The organism is Pseudonocardia halophobica, from assembly GCF_050948485.1.
Lineage (GTDB): Bacteria > Actinomycetota > Actinomycetes > Mycobacteriales > Pseudonocardiaceae > Pseudonocardia > Pseudonocardia halophobica.
Genome location: NZ_CP192046.1, coordinates 1,947,246 through 1,962,458, shown reverse-complemented (window position 1 = coordinate 1,962,458; position 15,213 = coordinate 1,947,246). Strand labels below are relative to the sequence as shown.

Below are 15,213 nucleotides of genomic sequence, written 5' to 3'. Positions count from 1 at the left end.
ACGACGGGCGGTTGCCACTCACGAGAGGAGCCGGCATGCCGCGCATGTTCCTCAACGGCACCGCCATGTCCGGCGGGGCCGACCACCACCTCGTGGGCGACGCCCCGCTGGTCGCCCGCACCCGGACCGCCCCGCGCTACCGCTTCCACGCCGTCGACGGCCGGTACCCGGCCCTCGAGGAGGGCGGCGACGCCGCCGTCGAGGGCGAGGTCTACGAGATGACGTACGCGCAGCTCCGCGAGGTGCTGCTGCCCGGCGAGCCCGACGGGCTGGAGCTCGGCGTGGTCGAGCTGGCCGACGGCTCCGGGTCGCTCGCCATGGTGCTGCGCGCCGGCCACCCCGCGCCCCGCACCGACATCTCGGAGCTGGCGAGCTGGCGAACCTACCGGGGGGCGTCGTGAGGACGGTCTTCCGCACGGCCCGCGCCGTGGTCGACCGGGCCGAACGCCCGGCGGCCGTGCTGGTCGAGGACGGGCGCATCGCCGGGGTCCTGGACCGGGACGCCGCGGTCGACGCCGCCGAGATCGTCCTCGCCGCGGACGAGGTGCTGATCCCCGGCCTCGTCGACACGCACGTGCACGTCAACGAGCCCGGCCGCACCGAGTGGGAGGGGTTCGCCTCCGCCACCCGGGCGGCCGCGGCCGGCGGCGTCACGACGCTGGTCGACATGCCGCTCAACGCCCTGCCGCCGACCGTCGACGTCCCGGCGCTGGAGGTCAAGCGCAAGGCGGCCGACGGGCGGTGCGCGGTCGACGTCGGGTTCTGGGGCGGCGCGATCCCGGGCAACGAGCGGGAGCTGCGCGCGCTGCACGAGGCCGGCGTGTTCGGGGTGAAGTGCTTCCTGCTCGACAGCGGCGTCCCCGAGTTCCCGGCGCTGCCGGACCCGCGCGGGGCGATGCGCGAGCTGGCCTCGTTCGGCGGGCTGCTGCTCGCCCACGCCGAGGACGGCGCCCTGGTCGGCGACGCCCACGGCCGTCGCTACCGGGACTTCCTCGCCTCCCGGCCGCGCGCCGCGGAGGACTCCGCGATCGCCGGATTGGTCCGGATGGCCCGCGAGACGGGCGCGCGGGTGCACGTGGTGCACCTGTCGTCGGCCGACGCGCTGCCACTGCTGGCCGAGGCCCGCGCGGACGGTGTCCGGGTCACCGTCGAGACCTGCCCGCACTACCTCGCGCTGACCGCCGAGGCGGTGCCCGACGGCGACACCCGCTTCAAGTGCTGCCCCCCGGTCCGCGAGGAGGCCAACCGGGAGGCGCTCTGGCAGGGGCTGGCCGACGGGGTGATCGACATGGTCGTCAGCGACCACTCCCCCGCCACGCCCGAGCTCAAGGGCACCGGCGACTTCGGGTCGGCCTGGGGCGGCATCGCGTCGCTGCAGATCGGGCTGCCCGTGGTGTGGACCGAGGCGCGCCGGCGCGGGTGGACGTTCGCCGACGTCGTCGCCCGGATGGCGACGGCCCCGGCCGAGCTGGTCGGCCTGCGCCACAAGGGCCGCATCGCCCCGGGGGCCGCGGCCGACCTCGCGGTGGTCGCCCCCGACGAGACCTTCGCGGTGGGCACGCTCGCCCACCGCCACCCCACCACCCCGTACGCCGGCCGCACGCTGCACGGCGTCGTCCGCGGCACCTGGCTGCGCGGCGAGCGGGTGGACCCCGACCGGCCCGCGGGCCGGCTGATCGGCAGAGGAGACACCTGATGCACCCGGACCTCGCGCTGCGCACCCTGGGCGGCGCCGTGGTCTCGGCGACCGACGAGTCGTTCGCGGCCAAGGAGAACCTGATCGTCCCCGGCCCGCCGGTGTTCGACCCGACCACGTTCGGGCACCGCGGCAAGGTCTACGACGGCTGGGAGACCCGCCGGCGCCGCTCGCCCGGGCACGACGAGGCCGTGGTCCGGCTCGGCGCACCGGGGATCGTCCGGCGGATCGTGGTCGACACGACCTGGTTCACCGGCAACTACCCGCCGGAGGGCGCGGTGGACGGGTCCGCGGACGGGAGCACCTGGTTCGAGCTCGTGCCGCTCTCGCCGCTCAAGGGGGACTCGGAGAACGCCTTCGACGTGCGGAGCGACCGGCGCGTCACGCACGTGCGGCTGCGGATCGTGCCCGACGGCGGCGTGGCCCGGCTGCGCGTGCACGGCGAGGCGCTGCCGGACCCGGCGCTGCTCGACGTGCTCGGCACCGTGGACCTGGCCGCGATCGAGAACGGCGGGCACGTGCGCGACGTGTCGAACCGCTTCTACAGCAGCCCGCACAACCTGCTGCTGCCCGGACCGGCCCGCTCCATGGGCGAGGGCTGGGAGACCGCGCGGCGCCGCGACGCCGGCAACGACTGGGTCGAGCTCGGCCTCGGGACCGAGGGCCGGATCGCCGTCGCCGAGATCGACACCTCGTACTTCCTGTACAACGCCCCCGGCTCGGCCGTCCTGCGCGGCAGGGCCGGCGACGGGGACTGGCAGGACCTGCTGGACACACCGCTGCAGCCCGACACGCGGCACCGGTTCGTGCTCGCCGACCGCCCCGCCGTCACCGAGGTACGCCTCGACATCCACCCCGACGGCGGCCTCTCGCGAGTACGCCTCTGGGGCACCCCCACCGAGGCCGGCCGCGAGTCCCTCCGCACCCGCTGGCACGCCGCCCACTGACCCCGTCCGTTCCTGCACCACGGAGGTTCCCGTGGCCTTCCGCCATGCCCTGAACTGCTCGATCGTGCTCACCGACCTGCCCCTGCTCGACCGACCGCGCGCGGCCGCCGACGCCGGGTTCGACGCCGTCGAGTTCTGGTGGCCCTTCCCCACCGCCGCGCCCCCGGACGCCGAGGTCGACCGCTTCGCGCGGGCGATCTCCGACGCCGGCGTGCAGCTCGTGGGGCTCAACTTCGCGGCCGGTGACATGCCCGCCGGCGACCGCGGGCTCGTCTCCTGGTCCGGCCGCGAGCCGGAGTTCCGCGACTCCGTGGCCGTGGCCGTCGGGCTGGGCGAGCGGCTCGGCACCCGCATCTTCAACGCCCTGTACGGCAACCGGATCGACGGGAGGACCGGCCAGGACGAGCTCGCCGCCGAGAACCTCGCGCACGCCGCGAAGGAGGCGGAGCGGATCGGCGCGACCGTCGTCGTCGAGCCGTTGAGCGGCGCCGACCGCTACCCGATCCGCACCGCCGCGCAGGCCGTCGCCGTCCTCGACCGGGTCGGCGCGCCCAACCTGGGCCTGCTCGCCGACCTCTACCACCTCGCGGTCAACGGCGAGGACCTCGACGCCGTGATCGCGCGGTACGGCGACCGCATCGCCCACGTCCAGCTCGCCGACGCCCCGGGCCGCCACGAGCCCGGCACCGGCGAGCTGGACTTCGACCACCTGCTCGACGCCCTGCGGAAGGCCGGCTACTCCGGCCGCACCGCACTCGAATACGTGCCGACGCGACCCGACTTCGCGTGGCTGGAGGACTCCGCATGAGCACGCCGGAAAAGACAGCACAGAACACCACGATCGCCTTCATCGGCCTCGGCATCATGGGCGGCCCGATGGCCGCGCACCTCGTGCGGGCCGGCCACGACGTCGTCGGCCACAACCTGTCCCGGCTCGCCGTCGACGTCCTGGTCGAGCGCGGCGGGCGCGCCGCCACCGACACCGCGGACGCGGTCCGCGAGGCCGACGTCGTGATCACCATGGTCCCGGACAGCCCGGACGTCGAGGCCCTGGTCTTCGGCGAGGACGGCATCCTCGCCCACGCCAAGCCCGGCACCCTCCACATCGACTGCTCCACCATCCGCCCGGACGTCGCCCGCCGGATCGCCGACGCCGAGCGCGAGCGCGGCATCCGCGCGGTCGACGCCCCGGTCAGCGGCGGCGAGCCCGCCGCGGTCGAGGGCATCCTGTCGATCATGGTCGGCGGGGAGCCCGACGACGTGGCGGCGGCCCGGCCGTTCCTCGACGTCGTCGGGAAGACCGTGGTCCACGTCGGCCCCTCCGGCGCGGGCCAGACCGTGAAGGCGGCCAACCAGCTGATCGTCGCGGGCAACATCCAGCTCGTCGCCGAGGCGCTCGTGTTCCTCGAGGCGCACGGCGTGGACACCGAGTCCGCGCTCGCGGTGCTCGGCGGCGGCCTCGCCGGCAGCACGGTGCTCGACCGGAAGGGCGCCACCATGCGCGCCCGCACCTTCGCCCCCGGCTTCCGGATCGACCTGCACCACAAGGACCTCGGCATCGTCACCGCCTCGGCACGGGAGGCCGGCGTCGCGATCCCGCTGGGCGCGCACGTCGCCCAGCTCGTCGGGTCGATGCGGGCGCAGGGGCACGGGGGGCTCGACCACAGCGCGCTGCTGCTGCAGGTCGAGGAGCTGTCCGGCCGGGGCCAGGCGGACGGGAGGGCGCGGTCATGACCCGGATGCGCGCCGTCGACGCGGCCGTCGCGATCCTGCGGGCGGAGGGCGTCACGCACCTGTTCGGCCTGCCCGGGGCGGCGATCAACCCGTTCTACGACGCCGTGCGCAAGGACGGGACGCTCACCCACGTCCTCGCGCGGCACGTCGAGGGCGCCTCGCACATGGCCGAGGGCTACACGCGCGCGAAGGCCGGCAACATCGGCGTCTGCGTGGGCACCTCCGGACCCGCGGGCACCGACATGATCACGGGGCTGTACTCGGCGATGGCCGACTCCATCCCGATCCTGGCGATCACCGGCCAGGCGCCGGTCGCGAAGCTGCACAAGGAGGACTTCCAGGCGGTCGACATCGCGGCGATCGCCGCGCCCGTCACGAAGCTGGCGATGACGGTCCGGGAGCCCGCCCAGGTGCCCGGCGCCCTCGCGCAGGCCTTCCACCTCATGCGGTCCGGCCGGCCCGGACCGGTCCTGCTGGACCTGCCCATCGACGTCCAGCAGGCGGAGATCGAGTTCGACCCGGACACCTACAGCCCGCTCCCGGTGCACCGGCCCGAGGCGACCCGCGCGCAGGCCGAGAAGGTCCTCGACCTGCTCGCGACGGCGGAGCGGCCGGTCATCGTGGCCGGCGGCGGCATCGTCAACGCCGACGCCTGCGCCGAGCTCGTCGAGCTGGCCGAGCTGCTCGACATCCCCGTCATCCCCACGCTGATGGGCTGGGGCGCGATCCCGGACGACCACCCGTTGATGGCCGGCATGGCCGGGCTGCAGACCTCGCACCGCTACGGCAACGCGACCCTGCTCGCGTCCGACCTGGTGCTGGGCATCGGGAACCGGTGGGCGAACCGGCACACCGGCGGGCTGGAGGTCTACCGGCGCGGGCGGCGGTTCGTGCACGTCGACGTCGAGCCGACCCAGATCGGGCGGGTGTTCGCCCCGGACTACGGGGTCGTGTCCGACGCCGGCGCGTTCCTCCGCCGGATGCTCGGCGCGGCGCGGGAGCGGGCGCTGCCGGACCGCGCCGCGTGGGTGCGGGAGTGCGTGGAGCGCAAGGGGACCCTCCAGCGCCGGACGCACTTCGACGACGTCCCGATCAAGCCGCACCGGGTGTACGAGGAGATGAACAAGGCGTTCGGCCCGGACACCCGCTACGTCAGCACGATCGGGCTCAGCCAGATCGCGGGCGCGCAGTTCCTGCACGTCCAGCGGCCGCGGCACTGGATCAACTGCGGGCAGGCGGGGCCGCTGGGCTGGACCGTGCCGGCGGCGCTCGGGGTGCGGGTCGCGGACCCGGACGCCCCGGTGGTCGCGCTCTCGGGCGACTACGACTTCCAGTTCATGATCGAGGAGCTGGCGGTCGGCGCGCAGTTCAGCCTGCCGTACGTGCACGTCGTCGTGAACAACTCCTACCTCGGGCTGATCCGGCAGGCGCAGCGCGGGTTCGACATGGACTACTGCGTGCAGCTCGGCTTCGACAACATCCACTCGCCGGAGCTGGACAAGTACGGCGTCGACCACGTCAAGGTCGCCGAGGGCCTGGGCTGCAACGCGATCCGCGTGACGGACCCGGCGGACCTGCCCGGCGCGTTCGCCCGCGCGCAGGAGCTCGCCCGGCTGCACCGGGTGCCGGTGGTCGTCGAGGTCGTGCTGGAGCGGGTCACGAACATCGCGATGGGGCAGGACATCGACGCGATCACCGAGTTCGAGGAGCTCGCCACCGCCCGCGAGCACGCCCCGACGGCGACCATCCCGCTCCCGTGAGCGGGTTCGTGTTGGTCGCGCCGGACAAGTTCAAGGGCACGCTCACGGCGGCGGAGGCCGCGGCCCACCTGGCCGCCGGCCTCCGCGCGGCCGGGCGCGAGGCCCGCGAGCTGCCGGTGGCCGACGGCGGCGAGGGCACCCTGGAGGCCGCCCTCGCCGCCGGGTTCGCCCGGGTGCCCGTGACGGTGTGCGGGCCGACCGGCAAGCCGGTGGAGTCCGCGGTCGCGGTGCGCGACGGCGTCGCGGTCGTCGAGCTGGCGGCGGCGTCGGGGCTCGCCCTGCTGCCGGACGGGCCGGATCCGCTGGGCGCGACCAGCCGCGGGACCGGCGAGCTCGTCGCCGCGGCGCTCGACGCGGGCGTCGACACGATCGTGCTCGGCGTCGGCGGTAGCGCGTGCACGGACGGCGGCGCCGGCCTGCTCGCCGCCCTCGGCGCCCGGATCCTCGACGCCACGGGCGATCCGGTGCCCGACGGCGGGGCCGCGCTCACCCACGCGGCGCGCCTGGACCTCACCGCGCTGGACCCCCGGCTGCGGTCGGTGGAGCTCGTGCTGGCCTGCGACGTCGACAACCCGCTCCTCGGCCCGGAGGGCGCCGCCGCGGTCTACGGCCCCCAGAAGGGGGCGGGTCCGCCTGAGGTCGCCGCGCTGGAGGCGGCGCTGCGCCACTGGGCCGGGATCGTCGGGGACGACGGCGACGCGGCCGGAGCCGGTGCGGCCGGCGGCGTCGGGTTCGCCGCCCTGACGGTGCTCGGTGCCCGGCGGCGGCCGGGCATCGAGGTCGTGCTGGAGCTGGTGGGGTTCGCCGAGCACCTCGCCGGCGCCGCACTCGTCGTCACCGGGGAGGGGGCCCTGGACGCGCAGACGTTGCACGGCAAGGCACCCGCGGGTGTCGCCGCGGCGGCGCGGGCGGCCGGCGTGCCCGTGGTCGCCGTATGTGGGCGGTGCGAGGTGTCGGCCGCGGAGCTCACCGCGGCCGGGATCCGCGAGGCGCACGCCCTCGTCGACCTCGACCCGGAGAGGTGCCTCACCGAGGCGGGCGCGCTGCTGCGCCGGATCGGGGCCCGGCTCGCGTGAGATCCGGCCCGGACGGGGAACGCCCCGGACGGGAGGACCCCCGTGCAGAAGATCAACGACAAGCTCTACAGCTGGGCCTCGATCCTCGAGCCCGCCACGCTCGCGCAGGCGGAGCGGACGGCCGCGATGCCGTTCGTGCAGCCGTACCTGGCCCTCATGCCCGACGCGCACCTCGGCGCGGGCGCGACCGTCGGCTCGGTCATCCCGACCGTCGGGGCGATCATGCCCGCCGCCGTGGGGGTGGACATCGGCTGCGGGATGATCGCCGTCCGCACCCGGTTCACCCGCGACGACCTGGGCGGCCGGGCCCTCGGTGACCTGCGACGCTCGGTGGAGAGGCGGATCCCGCTCAGCGCCGGGCACTACAACCGCACGGTCGGCACCACCGCGGCCCCGCGCGTCGCGGCCCTGGCCGAGGAGGCCGGCGACCGGCTGCCCTTCTACGAGGGACTCACCCGGGTGGGCTGGGAGCTCCAGCTGGGCAGCCTCGGCAGCGGCAACCACTTCATCGAGCTCACCGCCGACGAGGACGGCACGCTCTGGCTCTTCCTGCACTCCGGCTCGCGCGGGATCGGCAACAAGATCGCGGGCCACCACATCCGGGTCGCGCAGGACCGGTGCCGCGAGCAGCGTGTCCGGCTGCCGGACCGGGACCTCGCCCACCTCGGCGAGGGCACCCCGGAGTTCGACGCGTACCTCCGCGACCTGGAGTGGGCGCAGCACTTCGCGCTGGCCAACCGCGAGGAGATGATGGACCGCTTCCTCGAACTGCTCGGCCGGTTCCTCGGCGCGGAGGTCGAGGAGCGGGAGCGGATCAACTGCCACCACAACTTCACCGCCCGCGAGCACCACCTCGGGCAGGACGTCTGGTTGTCCCGCAAGGGCGCGATCCGGGCCGACGCCGGGCGTCCCGGCCTGATCCCCGGCTCGATGGGCACCGCGAGCTACGTCGTGACCGGCAAGGGCGACCCGGCGAGCTTCGCGAGCAGCCCGCACGGCGCCGGCCGCGCCTACGCCCGCCGCGCGGCCCGGCGGACGTTCACGCTCGAGGACATGGACACGGCGATGGTCGGCATCGAGTACCGCCGGGACGCCGCGTTCCTCGACGAGATCCCCGCCGCGTACAAGGACATCGACGTGGTGATGGCCGACGCCGCCGACCTCGTCGAGGTCCGCCACACCCTGCGCCAGCTCGTGAACGTCAAGGGTGACTGACCGGCGGACCGCCCCCTCCGCGGCCCGCCGGCCGGGTGCCGTCGTGCGGGCGTCAGGGGACGATCTCGATCCAGCCGCGGACCACGTCGGGCGTGACCGACGGCGCGAGGTCGGGATGGTCGATCGCCACGTGCTGCAGGACCGTGCTGACGATCTGGTCCTCGCTCTCGGACCGGGTGCTGTAGCCGCACTCGCAACTGACCTGCTTCATGCCGGTTCCCTCCTCGTCGAGGGCCGGGGCACTCCCCGGCGGGTCCGCCGACGAGTATCCGCGACGGCGTCACCGCGACCTTGCCGAATTCCTGCCGCCGCGACTGCTCCGGACGGCCCAACGGCCTGCTACCGCAGGATCTCCTCGTGCACCGCCCGGGTCTCCGGGCCGGGACCCACGCCCAGTTCGTCGAGCAGCATCCGGCGGAGCCGCTCGTAGACCCGCAGCGCCTCGGCCCGGTCACCGCGCGCCGCGAGCGCCCGCATCAGCAGCCGGTGCCCCTTCTCGTCGAGCGGGGCGGCGCGGACCAGCTCGCGGGCGCTGCGCTCGGCGCTGGCGAGCTCGGTGGGCGTGGCCAGCGCCAGGCAGGCCTCGGCGTAGCAGGTCAGCGCCCGGCGGTGCAGCCGCGCGACCTCCTCGCGCTGCTCGCCGACCCACGGCTCGTGCAGGTCCGGCAGGAAGGGGCGCTGGGTCACGAACAGCGTGCTCAACGCGTGCGTCCACGCCTCGGGCCAGTCGCCGCGGGCGGCCGCCGCGTCGGCCCGGTGCGCCGCCTCGGCCGCGACCGCCGAGTCGATCAGCCCGCCCTCCGGCAGCACGAGCTGCACGCTCTGCCGGCCGACGATCTCGATCGGGGCGAGCACGGCGCGCACCTTCGACAGCAGCGCCGTCAGGCCCGTACCCGGCGCGCAGAGCGCGTCCGCCAGCACGCACCGGTCCACCGCGCGGCGCCGGCACGCGAGGTAGGCCACCAGGGCCCGCCCGCGTCGCCCGGGAAGCAGCTGCTCCACCGGCCGCCCCTCGACGAGCACCACGAACCGGCCGTGCAGCTGGATCCGGACCACGCCGCCGAGCCTGGCATCCCGGCGACGCGCTGTCAGCGGTCCGGATTGCCGCGCAGCCGGTGTGGGTACGCCGAGAACGGTTGAGGGACCAGCCGTTGCACCGGTGCGGCGCCGGTTCGGGAGGGCCCGCGTCGCCGAGACGACGGAGGGCGGACGGATGGCGCACCCGACGGAGGCCCGCAGCGCGACCGGGACCGCGCGGACCGAACCCCGCACGGTCGGTGTCGAGGAGGAGTTCCTGCTCGTCGACCCGGTGACCGGGCGGGCCCGCGCGGTCGCGACCAGCATCCTGCGGTCGGCCGGGCCCGAGGCCGACACCCTCTGTGCCGAGCTGCAACGCGAGCAGCTCGAGACCGGCACCGACCCCTGCCGCGACCTCGGCCACCTCGCGGACGAGATCCGCCGCACGCGCGTCGCCGCGCAGTCGGCGGCCGAGGCGATCGGGGTCGGTGTGGTGCCGTTGGCCACCTATCCCCTCGACGTCGAGCCCACGACGTCGCCGAACGAGCGGTACCGGCGGATGGTCGAGCGCTTCGGCCTCATCGGCCGCGAGCAGCTGACCTGCGGCTGCCACGTGCACGTGGGCGTCGCCGACGACGAGGAGGCGGTCGCCGCGCTCGACCGGGTCCGGCCCTGGCTGGCGCCGTTGCTGGCGCTGTCGGTGAACTCGCCCTTCTGGGCCGGGGCCGACACCGGCTACGCGGGTTACCGGGCGCAGGTCTGGGCCCGCTGGCCCTCGGCGGGCCCGTACGCTCCCTTCGGCTCGGCGGCCGGGTACCGGGCCCTCGCCGACACCATGCTCGGCACCGGCACCCTGCTCGACCCGGCCATGCTCTACTTCGACGCCCGCGTCTCGGCCCACCACCCCACGGTCGAGATCCGCGTGGCGGACGTCTGCCGCGAGCCCGACGACGCCGTGCTTGTCGCGGCGCTCGCCCGGGCCCTCGTCGAGACCGCGGTCCGCGAGTGGCGTGCCGGGACCGACCCCGATCCGGTCCGCACAGAGGTGCTCCGGCTCGCGTCCTGGCGGGCGGCGCGGTCCGGCGTCGCCGCGGACCTGGTCGATCCCCTGACCTGGAAGCCGGCCCCGGCGCGGACGGTGCTCGACCGGCTCGTCGCCCACGTCCGGGGGGCCCTCGACGACGCGGGCGACCTCCCGCTCGTCGCCGACCTCCTCGACGCCGTCCTGCGCCGCGGTACGGGCGCCGAGCGGCAGCGCGCGGTCTTCCGCTCGACCGGCGACCTGCGGGCGGTCGTGCTCGACGCCCTGCCGGACGGGCCGCCCAGCGCGGCCGCGGGCTGACTACCGGTCGGCCGGTCCGGGGCGGTCCCGGAGGCGTTCCTCCAGGCGGTCCAGGTCCGGCTGCTCGCCGGGCACGCGCGGCCGGCCCGCCTCGGTGCGCAGCCGGCGGGCCAGCGCGACGAAGTGCCGGGCGCGCTCGTCCGTGCGGGCGGTGAGCGCCCGCCCCTCCACGACGTAGGCGACCGCCCGCGGGTCCCGCGTCGCGACGGCGGCGCGTTCGGCCTGGTCGAGCAGGGCCGCGGCCCGGGCGGGCGTCGAGACGCGGGCCAGTGCGGCCGCCGTCATCGCGATCCCCGCGACCGAGCCCGCGTACCGGTACCAGCCCAGGGCCTGCCGGTGTCCCCGCTCCGCCGCGGCCCGGTCGCCGGCCCGGGCGTCGGCGAGCGCGAGGGTGTTGCCCGCCCAGGCCAACAGCGAGGGCGACGCGACCCGGCGGGCGAGCGCCGTCGCCTCGGCCAGTCGCTGCCTCCCGCCGGCGTGGTCGCCGAGCAGGTCGGTGACGCTGCCGAGGCGCACCGAGAGGTGGCACTGGGCGTGCGGCCAGCCGCCCTGCACGGCCAGGAGCAGCGCGTCCCCGTAGCGGCGGGCGGCCCCGGTGAGGTCGCCCGCCACCTCGTCGAGGTAGCCGAGCACCTCCAGGGCGCGCATCCGCCCGGCCGCATCGGGCAACGACTCGAAGACCGCGAGGGCCGCCGCCGCCCGGGCCTGGGCCTCGTCGGGGCGCCCGGCCGCCAGCCGGACCCGGGCGTGCACCAGGTCGTCGAGCGCGGTGCCCCACGGGTCGTCGACCGCCTCCACCGCGGGCCGGGCGGCGTCGAGCAGGGCGGTGGCCCGGTCGGGCTCGCCGCGCTCGGCGTGCCGGTCGGCCAGGACGAGCACGGCGAGCCCGTCGACCGAGCTCTCCACCCGTCCCCCGGCGGCGGCGTGCGCGTCGAGCAGGGTGCGGACCTCGGCGAGCGCGGCGGGCTCGTCCCGGTCGTGCGCGGCGAGCGCCGCGGCCCACAGCCGGGCGGTCAGCGAGCCGGGGCGGTCGTCGAGGAGGTCGAGCAGCAGCCGGCGGCCGCGGCCCCGGTCGCCGGCGAGCCACCAGCCCCAGGCGCAGCGCACCGCGAGGTCGAGCGCGGCCTGCCGGTGCCCGTGCCGGGCCAGCCAGCGGATCATGTCCGGCGGCTGCAGCACCCCCGGCCCCGCCGCCTCCGGCCGGGTCGACGACCGCTCGTCGGCCAGGATCCGTGCCTGCACCGCCCGCAGCTCGGGCGAGGGCTCCAGCCCGGCGGCCTCGGCCAGGACCCGGCGGGCCTGCTCGTAGCTGGCCAGGGCCTCCGCCCGGCGGCCGTCCCGGTCGAGCGCCTCGACCAGGACCGCGCGGGCGTGCTGGCGCAGCGGGTCCTCGGCGACCAGGGCCGCGGCGAGGTCGGCGGCCCCGGGCGCGTCGCCCGCGTCGAGGACCGCACGGGCGTGCAGCTCGCGGACCGTGACCAGCAGGTCCGCCAGGCGGGCGGCGGCCGGGGCGACCACCGCGAAGCCGGCGGTGCCCTCGTACGGTGCGCCGCGGACGAGGGCGAGCCCTTCCTCCAGTGCGGCCGCCGCCTCCTTCGGCGCGGCGCCGGCGAGCAGGCTCCGCGCCCGGTCGACGGCCTCCCGGAGCAGGTCGTCGTCGCCCTCCCCCGGGCCGGTCCGGAGCAGGTAGTGCCCGCCCTCGCGCACGATCCGGTCCGGTCCGACGAGTCGGCGCAGGTGCGAGATCCGGGCCTGTAGGGCATTCGGGGTCCACCCGCCCCCGGCTCCCCACCCGGCCTCGGCGAGCACCTCCACTGCCACCGTGCGGTTCCGCCGGGCCAGCAGGGCGGCCAGGATCGCCCGGTCGCGGCGCCCGGTGAGCGTGACCGCGCGGCCCTCCCCGTCGCGCACCGCGAGCGGGCCGAGGACGAGGAACCGCGGGGTCACCGGACGGCCGCCGGCGCCGGGACCCCCATGAGCGCCGCCGCGTGCCCGTCCCCCCGGTACTCGCACAGCACGGTCGCAGCCTGCCACAGCTGCACCGCCTCGATCACCCGCCACGGCTCGCGCTCCCGCGCCGACAGGTCCATGAGCCACAGGTAGATCGGCCGGACCGCCGCGGCAAGGGGCGGTGCCCGCGGACGTCAGCGCCACGTCAGCCTGACGCCCGCCTGACGACGGCGCGGGTGACCGTTGCCGGGTCCGGGGTCGCGGCCCTGACATGGCCGGGTCGGTTCCTCCCGTCCGAACGGAGTTCCCGCCATGCCCGTGCTGCTGACGGAGGTCGCCCCGCCCGTCCACCGGATCGCCGAGGCCACCTGCCTGGACGTCGTCGCGGTCGTCGACGCCTGCAGCGCCGCGTCCCTGGCCGCACGCTTCCTCGTCGCCGTCCCGCCGCCGCGGGCGGAGGTGCTGGCCCGGCTCGGTCGGACCCTGGACCACGGCACCACGCTGGCGGCCTTCGCCCCGCAGCCCGTCGGGGTGGTCGGCGTGCACCCGGACGGGGAGCGGCGGGCCGAGCTGTGCGCGTTGGTGGCCGACGCGCACCAGGGGCGGGGAGTCGGTGCGGCACTGCTCGCGTCCGTGCTGCGGGCGCCCCGGTGGCAGGGCTGGACGCTGCACGCGTACGTGGGCCACGGCAACCGCGCGGCCCACGGGCTCCTCCGCCCGGCCGCCGCGCACCGGCACCTCCTGCCGGACTGCGTGGAGTACGTCCTCCCGCCGCGGGAGGCCCGGTGAGCACCACCCGGCTGGGTTTCCTCGGCCTCGGGGGCATGGGCCGGCCGATGGCGGTGCGGCTCGCCCGGGCCGGGCACGAGCTCGTCGTGTGGAACCGGACGGCCGCCCGCGCGGAACCCGTGGTGGCCGCGGGTGCGCGCCTGGCCGCGACCCCCGCCGAGGTCCTCGCCGGCGCGGAGGTCGTCCTGGTGATGCTGGCCGACGAGGCCGCCGTCGACGCGGTCCTGGAACGGGGCACGCCCGCGTTCGCCCGGCTCGTCGCGGGCCGCACGATCGTCCACACCGGAACGGTGTCCGCATCCTGGTCCGAGGGGCTGGAGGTCGACGTCCGGGCCGCCGGCGGGCGGTACGTCGAGGCCCCGGTCTCGGGCTCCCGCACCCCGGCCGAGGAGGGCACCCTCGTCGGGATGCTCGCGGGCGCCCCCGACGACGTCGCGCGGGCCCGGCCGCTCCTGGCCCCGCTGTGCGCCCGCACCGTCGAGTGCGGTCCGGTGCCCTCGGCGCTGCGGATGAAGTTCGCCGTGAACACCGTGCTGATCACGCTGGTCACCGGGCTGGCGGAGGCCTGGCGACTCGCCGCGGCGCACGGCCTGGACCCACGGCTGTTCGCCGAGGTGCTCGACGCCGGGCCGATGGCCTCCCCCCTCTCGCGGGTCAAGCTCGGCAAGCTCCTGGCCGGGGACTTCGCCGCCCAGGCCGCCATCGACGACGTCCTCAAGAACTGCCGGCTGGTCAGTGAGTCGGCCCGCGAGGCCGGCTCCCCGGCGCCGCTGATGGACGCCTGCCTGCAGCTCTTCGGAACCGCCGCGGACCGCGGCCTCGGCGGCGAGGACATGATCGCCGTCCTGCACGCGGTGGACGAACGAGAGGGGACCGGGCCCGGCGAGCGGGCCCCGGCCCCTGAATTGACAGGGGCCGACCGCGGCGATCAACCTGTGCTCGGCTGATCGCCGCGGTCGCGCGCGTCGCCGGTCCCGGCCGGCAAGCATGGTGCCGACGACGCGGTGCGGGTCGAGGTGGTGGCCCGGTGGAGCCGTCCGGTCCGAGCGGTCGGACGGCCCACCGTCACCCCGGGATCAGGACGCGGCCGCGGCCTCCGGCGCGGCGGTCGCCGCCGGCTTCGCGACGAGCTTCCCGGCCAGCACGCTGCTCACGTACCCGAAGGCGCCGCCGACCAGGAACGAGATCAGCATGACCGTGAACGGGCCGGTCGGCAGCGCGAAGTCCGTGCCGGAGGCCCCGGTGAGCAGGCCGAACATCACGGTCGTGGCGAAGCCGAACACCGAGCCGGGCACGAACCCCAGCGCCGGCACCAGCGCCCCCAGGATGAACACGGCGGTGAGCCCGCCGACGATCACCCCGACCACGATCGGGCTCGTGGCGAGCCCGAGCAGGATCAGGGTCACCGTGCCGCACACGATGCCCCACACGTTGGCCGGCACGGACCTCGTCAGCGCGGCCCTGTCCCCACCGGCGGCGAAGTAGCTCGCCGCGCCGATGAACGTCGCCGGGACCATCAGTCCCAGCCCTCCCAGCGGACCCACGTACAGGTACGTGATCACCGCACCGATCACACCGATCACCAGAGCAAGGGCGACGGGCAGCCTCATACCGGAATCTCCTCGTACAGCTCGACGAGCACGACGACACACCACCGGACGGCGGGCGACGGTCCGAACGGACGAGT

General features: G+C 76.1%; 15 protein-coding genes and 1 pseudogene. 11 read left to right on the top strand and 5 right to left on the bottom strand.

Annotated features, from left to right (window positions below; translation table 11 throughout):
- Nucleotides 1-35 precede the first annotated feature (35 nt).
- The 8 genes from ACQP04_RS09445 to ACQP04_RS09410 are packed head-to-tail and all read left to right on the top strand — an operon-like array spanning nt 36 to nt 8,428.
- Complete coding sequence (locus ACQP04_RS09445) at nt 36-401, top strand: allophanate hydrolase-related protein (RefSeq protein WP_433506678.1); 366 nt, start codon at nt 36-38, stop codon at nt 399-401.
- Nucleotides 398-1,696 carry an allantoinase AllB gene (allB, locus tag ACQP04_RS09440; protein ID WP_433506677.1) on the top strand — a complete coding sequence of 433 codons (1,299 nt, stop codon included), beginning with the start codon at nt 398-400 and terminating at the stop codon, nt 1,694-1,696. The genes ACQP04_RS09445 and allB overlap by 4 nt, the downstream gene beginning before the upstream one ends.
- Nucleotides 1,696-2,643 (top strand): allantoicase, encoded by a 948-nt coding sequence (gene alc / locus ACQP04_RS09435; protein WP_433506676.1) that lies wholly within the window; start codon nt 1,696-1,698, stop codon nt 2,641-2,643. Before allB ends, alc begins: the two co-directional genes overlap by 1 nt.
- 31 nt (nt 2,644-2,674) lie before the next feature.
- The gene (locus ACQP04_RS09430) at nt 2,675-3,451 is read left to right on the top strand and encodes a hydroxypyruvate isomerase family protein (RefSeq protein WP_433506675.1); all 777 of its coding nucleotides are present in this window, start codon (nt 2,675-2,677) and stop codon (nt 3,449-3,451) included.
- Entirely contained in the window at nt 3,448-4,377 is a 930-nt protein-coding gene (locus ACQP04_RS09425; RefSeq protein WP_433506674.1) for a 2-hydroxy-3-oxopropionate reductase, read from the top strand. The genes ACQP04_RS09430 and ACQP04_RS09425 overlap by 4 nt, the downstream gene beginning before the upstream one ends.
- Entirely contained in the window at nt 4,374-6,137 is a 1,764-nt protein-coding gene (gene gcl / locus ACQP04_RS09420) for a glyoxylate carboligase (protein WP_433506673.1), read from the top strand. The genes ACQP04_RS09425 and gcl overlap by 4 nt, the downstream gene beginning before the upstream one ends.
- Nucleotides 6,134-7,213 (top strand): glycerate kinase, encoded by a 1,080-nt coding sequence (locus tag ACQP04_RS09415; RefSeq protein WP_433506672.1) that lies wholly within the window; start codon nt 6,134-6,136, stop codon nt 7,211-7,213. Before gcl ends, ACQP04_RS09415 begins: the two co-directional genes overlap by 4 nt.
- Nucleotides 7,214-7,255: 42 nt before the next feature.
- A complete protein-coding gene (locus ACQP04_RS09410) occupies nt 7,256-8,428 on the top strand; it encodes an RtcB family protein (protein WP_433506671.1) in 1,173 nt (390 codons plus the stop codon).
- 52 nt (nt 8,429-8,480) lie between these two features.
- On the opposite strand, the gene ACQP04_RS09405 is transcribed toward ACQP04_RS09410, so the two are convergent.
- Together ACQP04_RS09405 and ACQP04_RS09400 are read right to left on the bottom strand one after the other, a co-directional pair.
- Nucleotides 8,481-8,639 (bottom strand): hypothetical protein, encoded by a 159-nt coding sequence (locus ACQP04_RS09405; RefSeq protein WP_433506670.1) that lies wholly within the window; start codon nt 8,637-8,639, stop codon nt 8,481-8,483.
- Nucleotides 8,640-8,767: 128 nt separating this feature from the next.
- Nucleotides 8,768-9,484: an AfsR/SARP family transcriptional regulator gene (locus tag ACQP04_RS09400; protein WP_433506669.1), complete on the bottom strand. Its 717-nt coding sequence runs from the start codon at nt 9,482-9,484 to the stop codon at nt 8,768-8,770.
- A gap of 157 nt (nt 9,485-9,641) precedes the next feature.
- Between ACQP04_RS09400 and ACQP04_RS09395 the strand changes: the two genes are divergently transcribed.
- On the top strand, nt 9,642-10,787 hold the full coding sequence (locus ACQP04_RS09395) for a carboxylate-amine ligase (protein WP_433506668.1): 1,146 nt from the start codon (nt 9,642-9,644) through the stop codon (nt 10,785-10,787).
- Here ACQP04_RS09395 and ACQP04_RS09390 read toward each other — a convergent pair whose 3' ends face one another.
- Both ACQP04_RS09390 and ACQP04_RS09385 read right to left on the bottom strand, forming a co-directional pair.
- The gene (locus tag ACQP04_RS09390; protein WP_433506667.1) at nt 10,788-12,734 is read right to left on the bottom strand and encodes a BTAD domain-containing putative transcriptional regulator; all 1,947 of its coding nucleotides are present in this window, start codon (nt 12,732-12,734) and stop codon (nt 10,788-10,790) included.
- A pseudogene (locus tag ACQP04_RS09385) lies at nt 12,731-12,904 on the bottom strand (helix-turn-helix domain-containing protein); the annotation flags it as partial. The gene ACQP04_RS09390 and the pseudogene ACQP04_RS09385, both read right to left, overlap by 4 nt.
- 145 nt (nt 12,905-13,049) lie before the next feature.
- Between ACQP04_RS09385 and ACQP04_RS09380 the strand changes: the two are divergent.
- Complete coding sequence (locus tag ACQP04_RS09380) at nt 13,050-13,526, top strand: N-acetyltransferase family protein (RefSeq protein WP_433506666.1); 477 nt, start codon at nt 13,050-13,052, stop codon at nt 13,524-13,526.
- The gene (locus ACQP04_RS09375; protein ID WP_433506665.1) at nt 13,523-14,473 is read left to right on the top strand and encodes an NAD(P)-dependent oxidoreductase; all 951 of its coding nucleotides are present in this window, start codon (nt 13,523-13,525) and stop codon (nt 14,471-14,473) included. The genes ACQP04_RS09380 and ACQP04_RS09375 overlap by 4 nt, the downstream gene beginning before the upstream one ends.
- 129 nt (nt 14,474-14,602) lie before the next feature.
- On the opposite strand, the gene ACQP04_RS09370 is transcribed toward ACQP04_RS09375, so the two are convergent.
- The gene (locus ACQP04_RS09370; protein WP_433506664.1) at nt 14,603-15,136 is read right to left on the bottom strand and encodes a DUF1097 domain-containing protein; all 534 of its coding nucleotides are present in this window, start codon (nt 15,134-15,136) and stop codon (nt 14,603-14,605) included.
- Nucleotides 15,137-15,213 lie beyond the last annotated feature (77 nt).

What these genes read in the sequence shown, in the direction of transcription:
- ACQP04_RS09445 (WP_433506678.1), top strand. Translation starts at nt 36, where the DNA reads ATGCCGCGCATGTTCCTCAACGGCACCGCCATGTCCGGCGGGGCCGAC.
- ACQP04_RS09395 (WP_433506668.1), top strand. Translation starts at nt 9,642, where the DNA reads ATGGCGCACCCGACGGAGGCCCGCAGCGCGACCGGGACCGCGCGGACC.
- ACQP04_RS09405 (WP_433506670.1), bottom strand. Translation starts at nt 8,639, where the DNA reads ATGAAGCAGGTCAGTTGCGAGTGCGGCTACAGCACCCGGTCCGAGAGC.
- gcl (WP_433506673.1), top strand. Translation starts at nt 4,374, where the DNA reads ATGACCCGGATGCGCGCCGTCGACGCGGCCGTCGCGATCCTGCGGGCG.
- ACQP04_RS09380 (WP_433506666.1), top strand. Translation starts at nt 13,050, where the DNA reads ATGCCCGTGCTGCTGACGGAGGTCGCCCCGCCCGTCCACCGGATCGCC.
- ACQP04_RS09370 (WP_433506664.1), bottom strand. Translation starts at nt 15,136, where the DNA reads ATGAGGCTGCCCGTCGCCCTTGCTCTGGTGATCGGTGTGATCGGTGCG.
- alc (WP_433506676.1), top strand. Translation starts at nt 1,696, where the DNA reads ATGCACCCGGACCTCGCGCTGCGCACCCTGGGCGGCGCCGTGGTCTCG.
- ACQP04_RS09425 (WP_433506674.1), top strand. Translation starts at nt 3,448, where the DNA reads ATGAGCACGCCGGAAAAGACAGCACAGAACACCACGATCGCCTTCATC.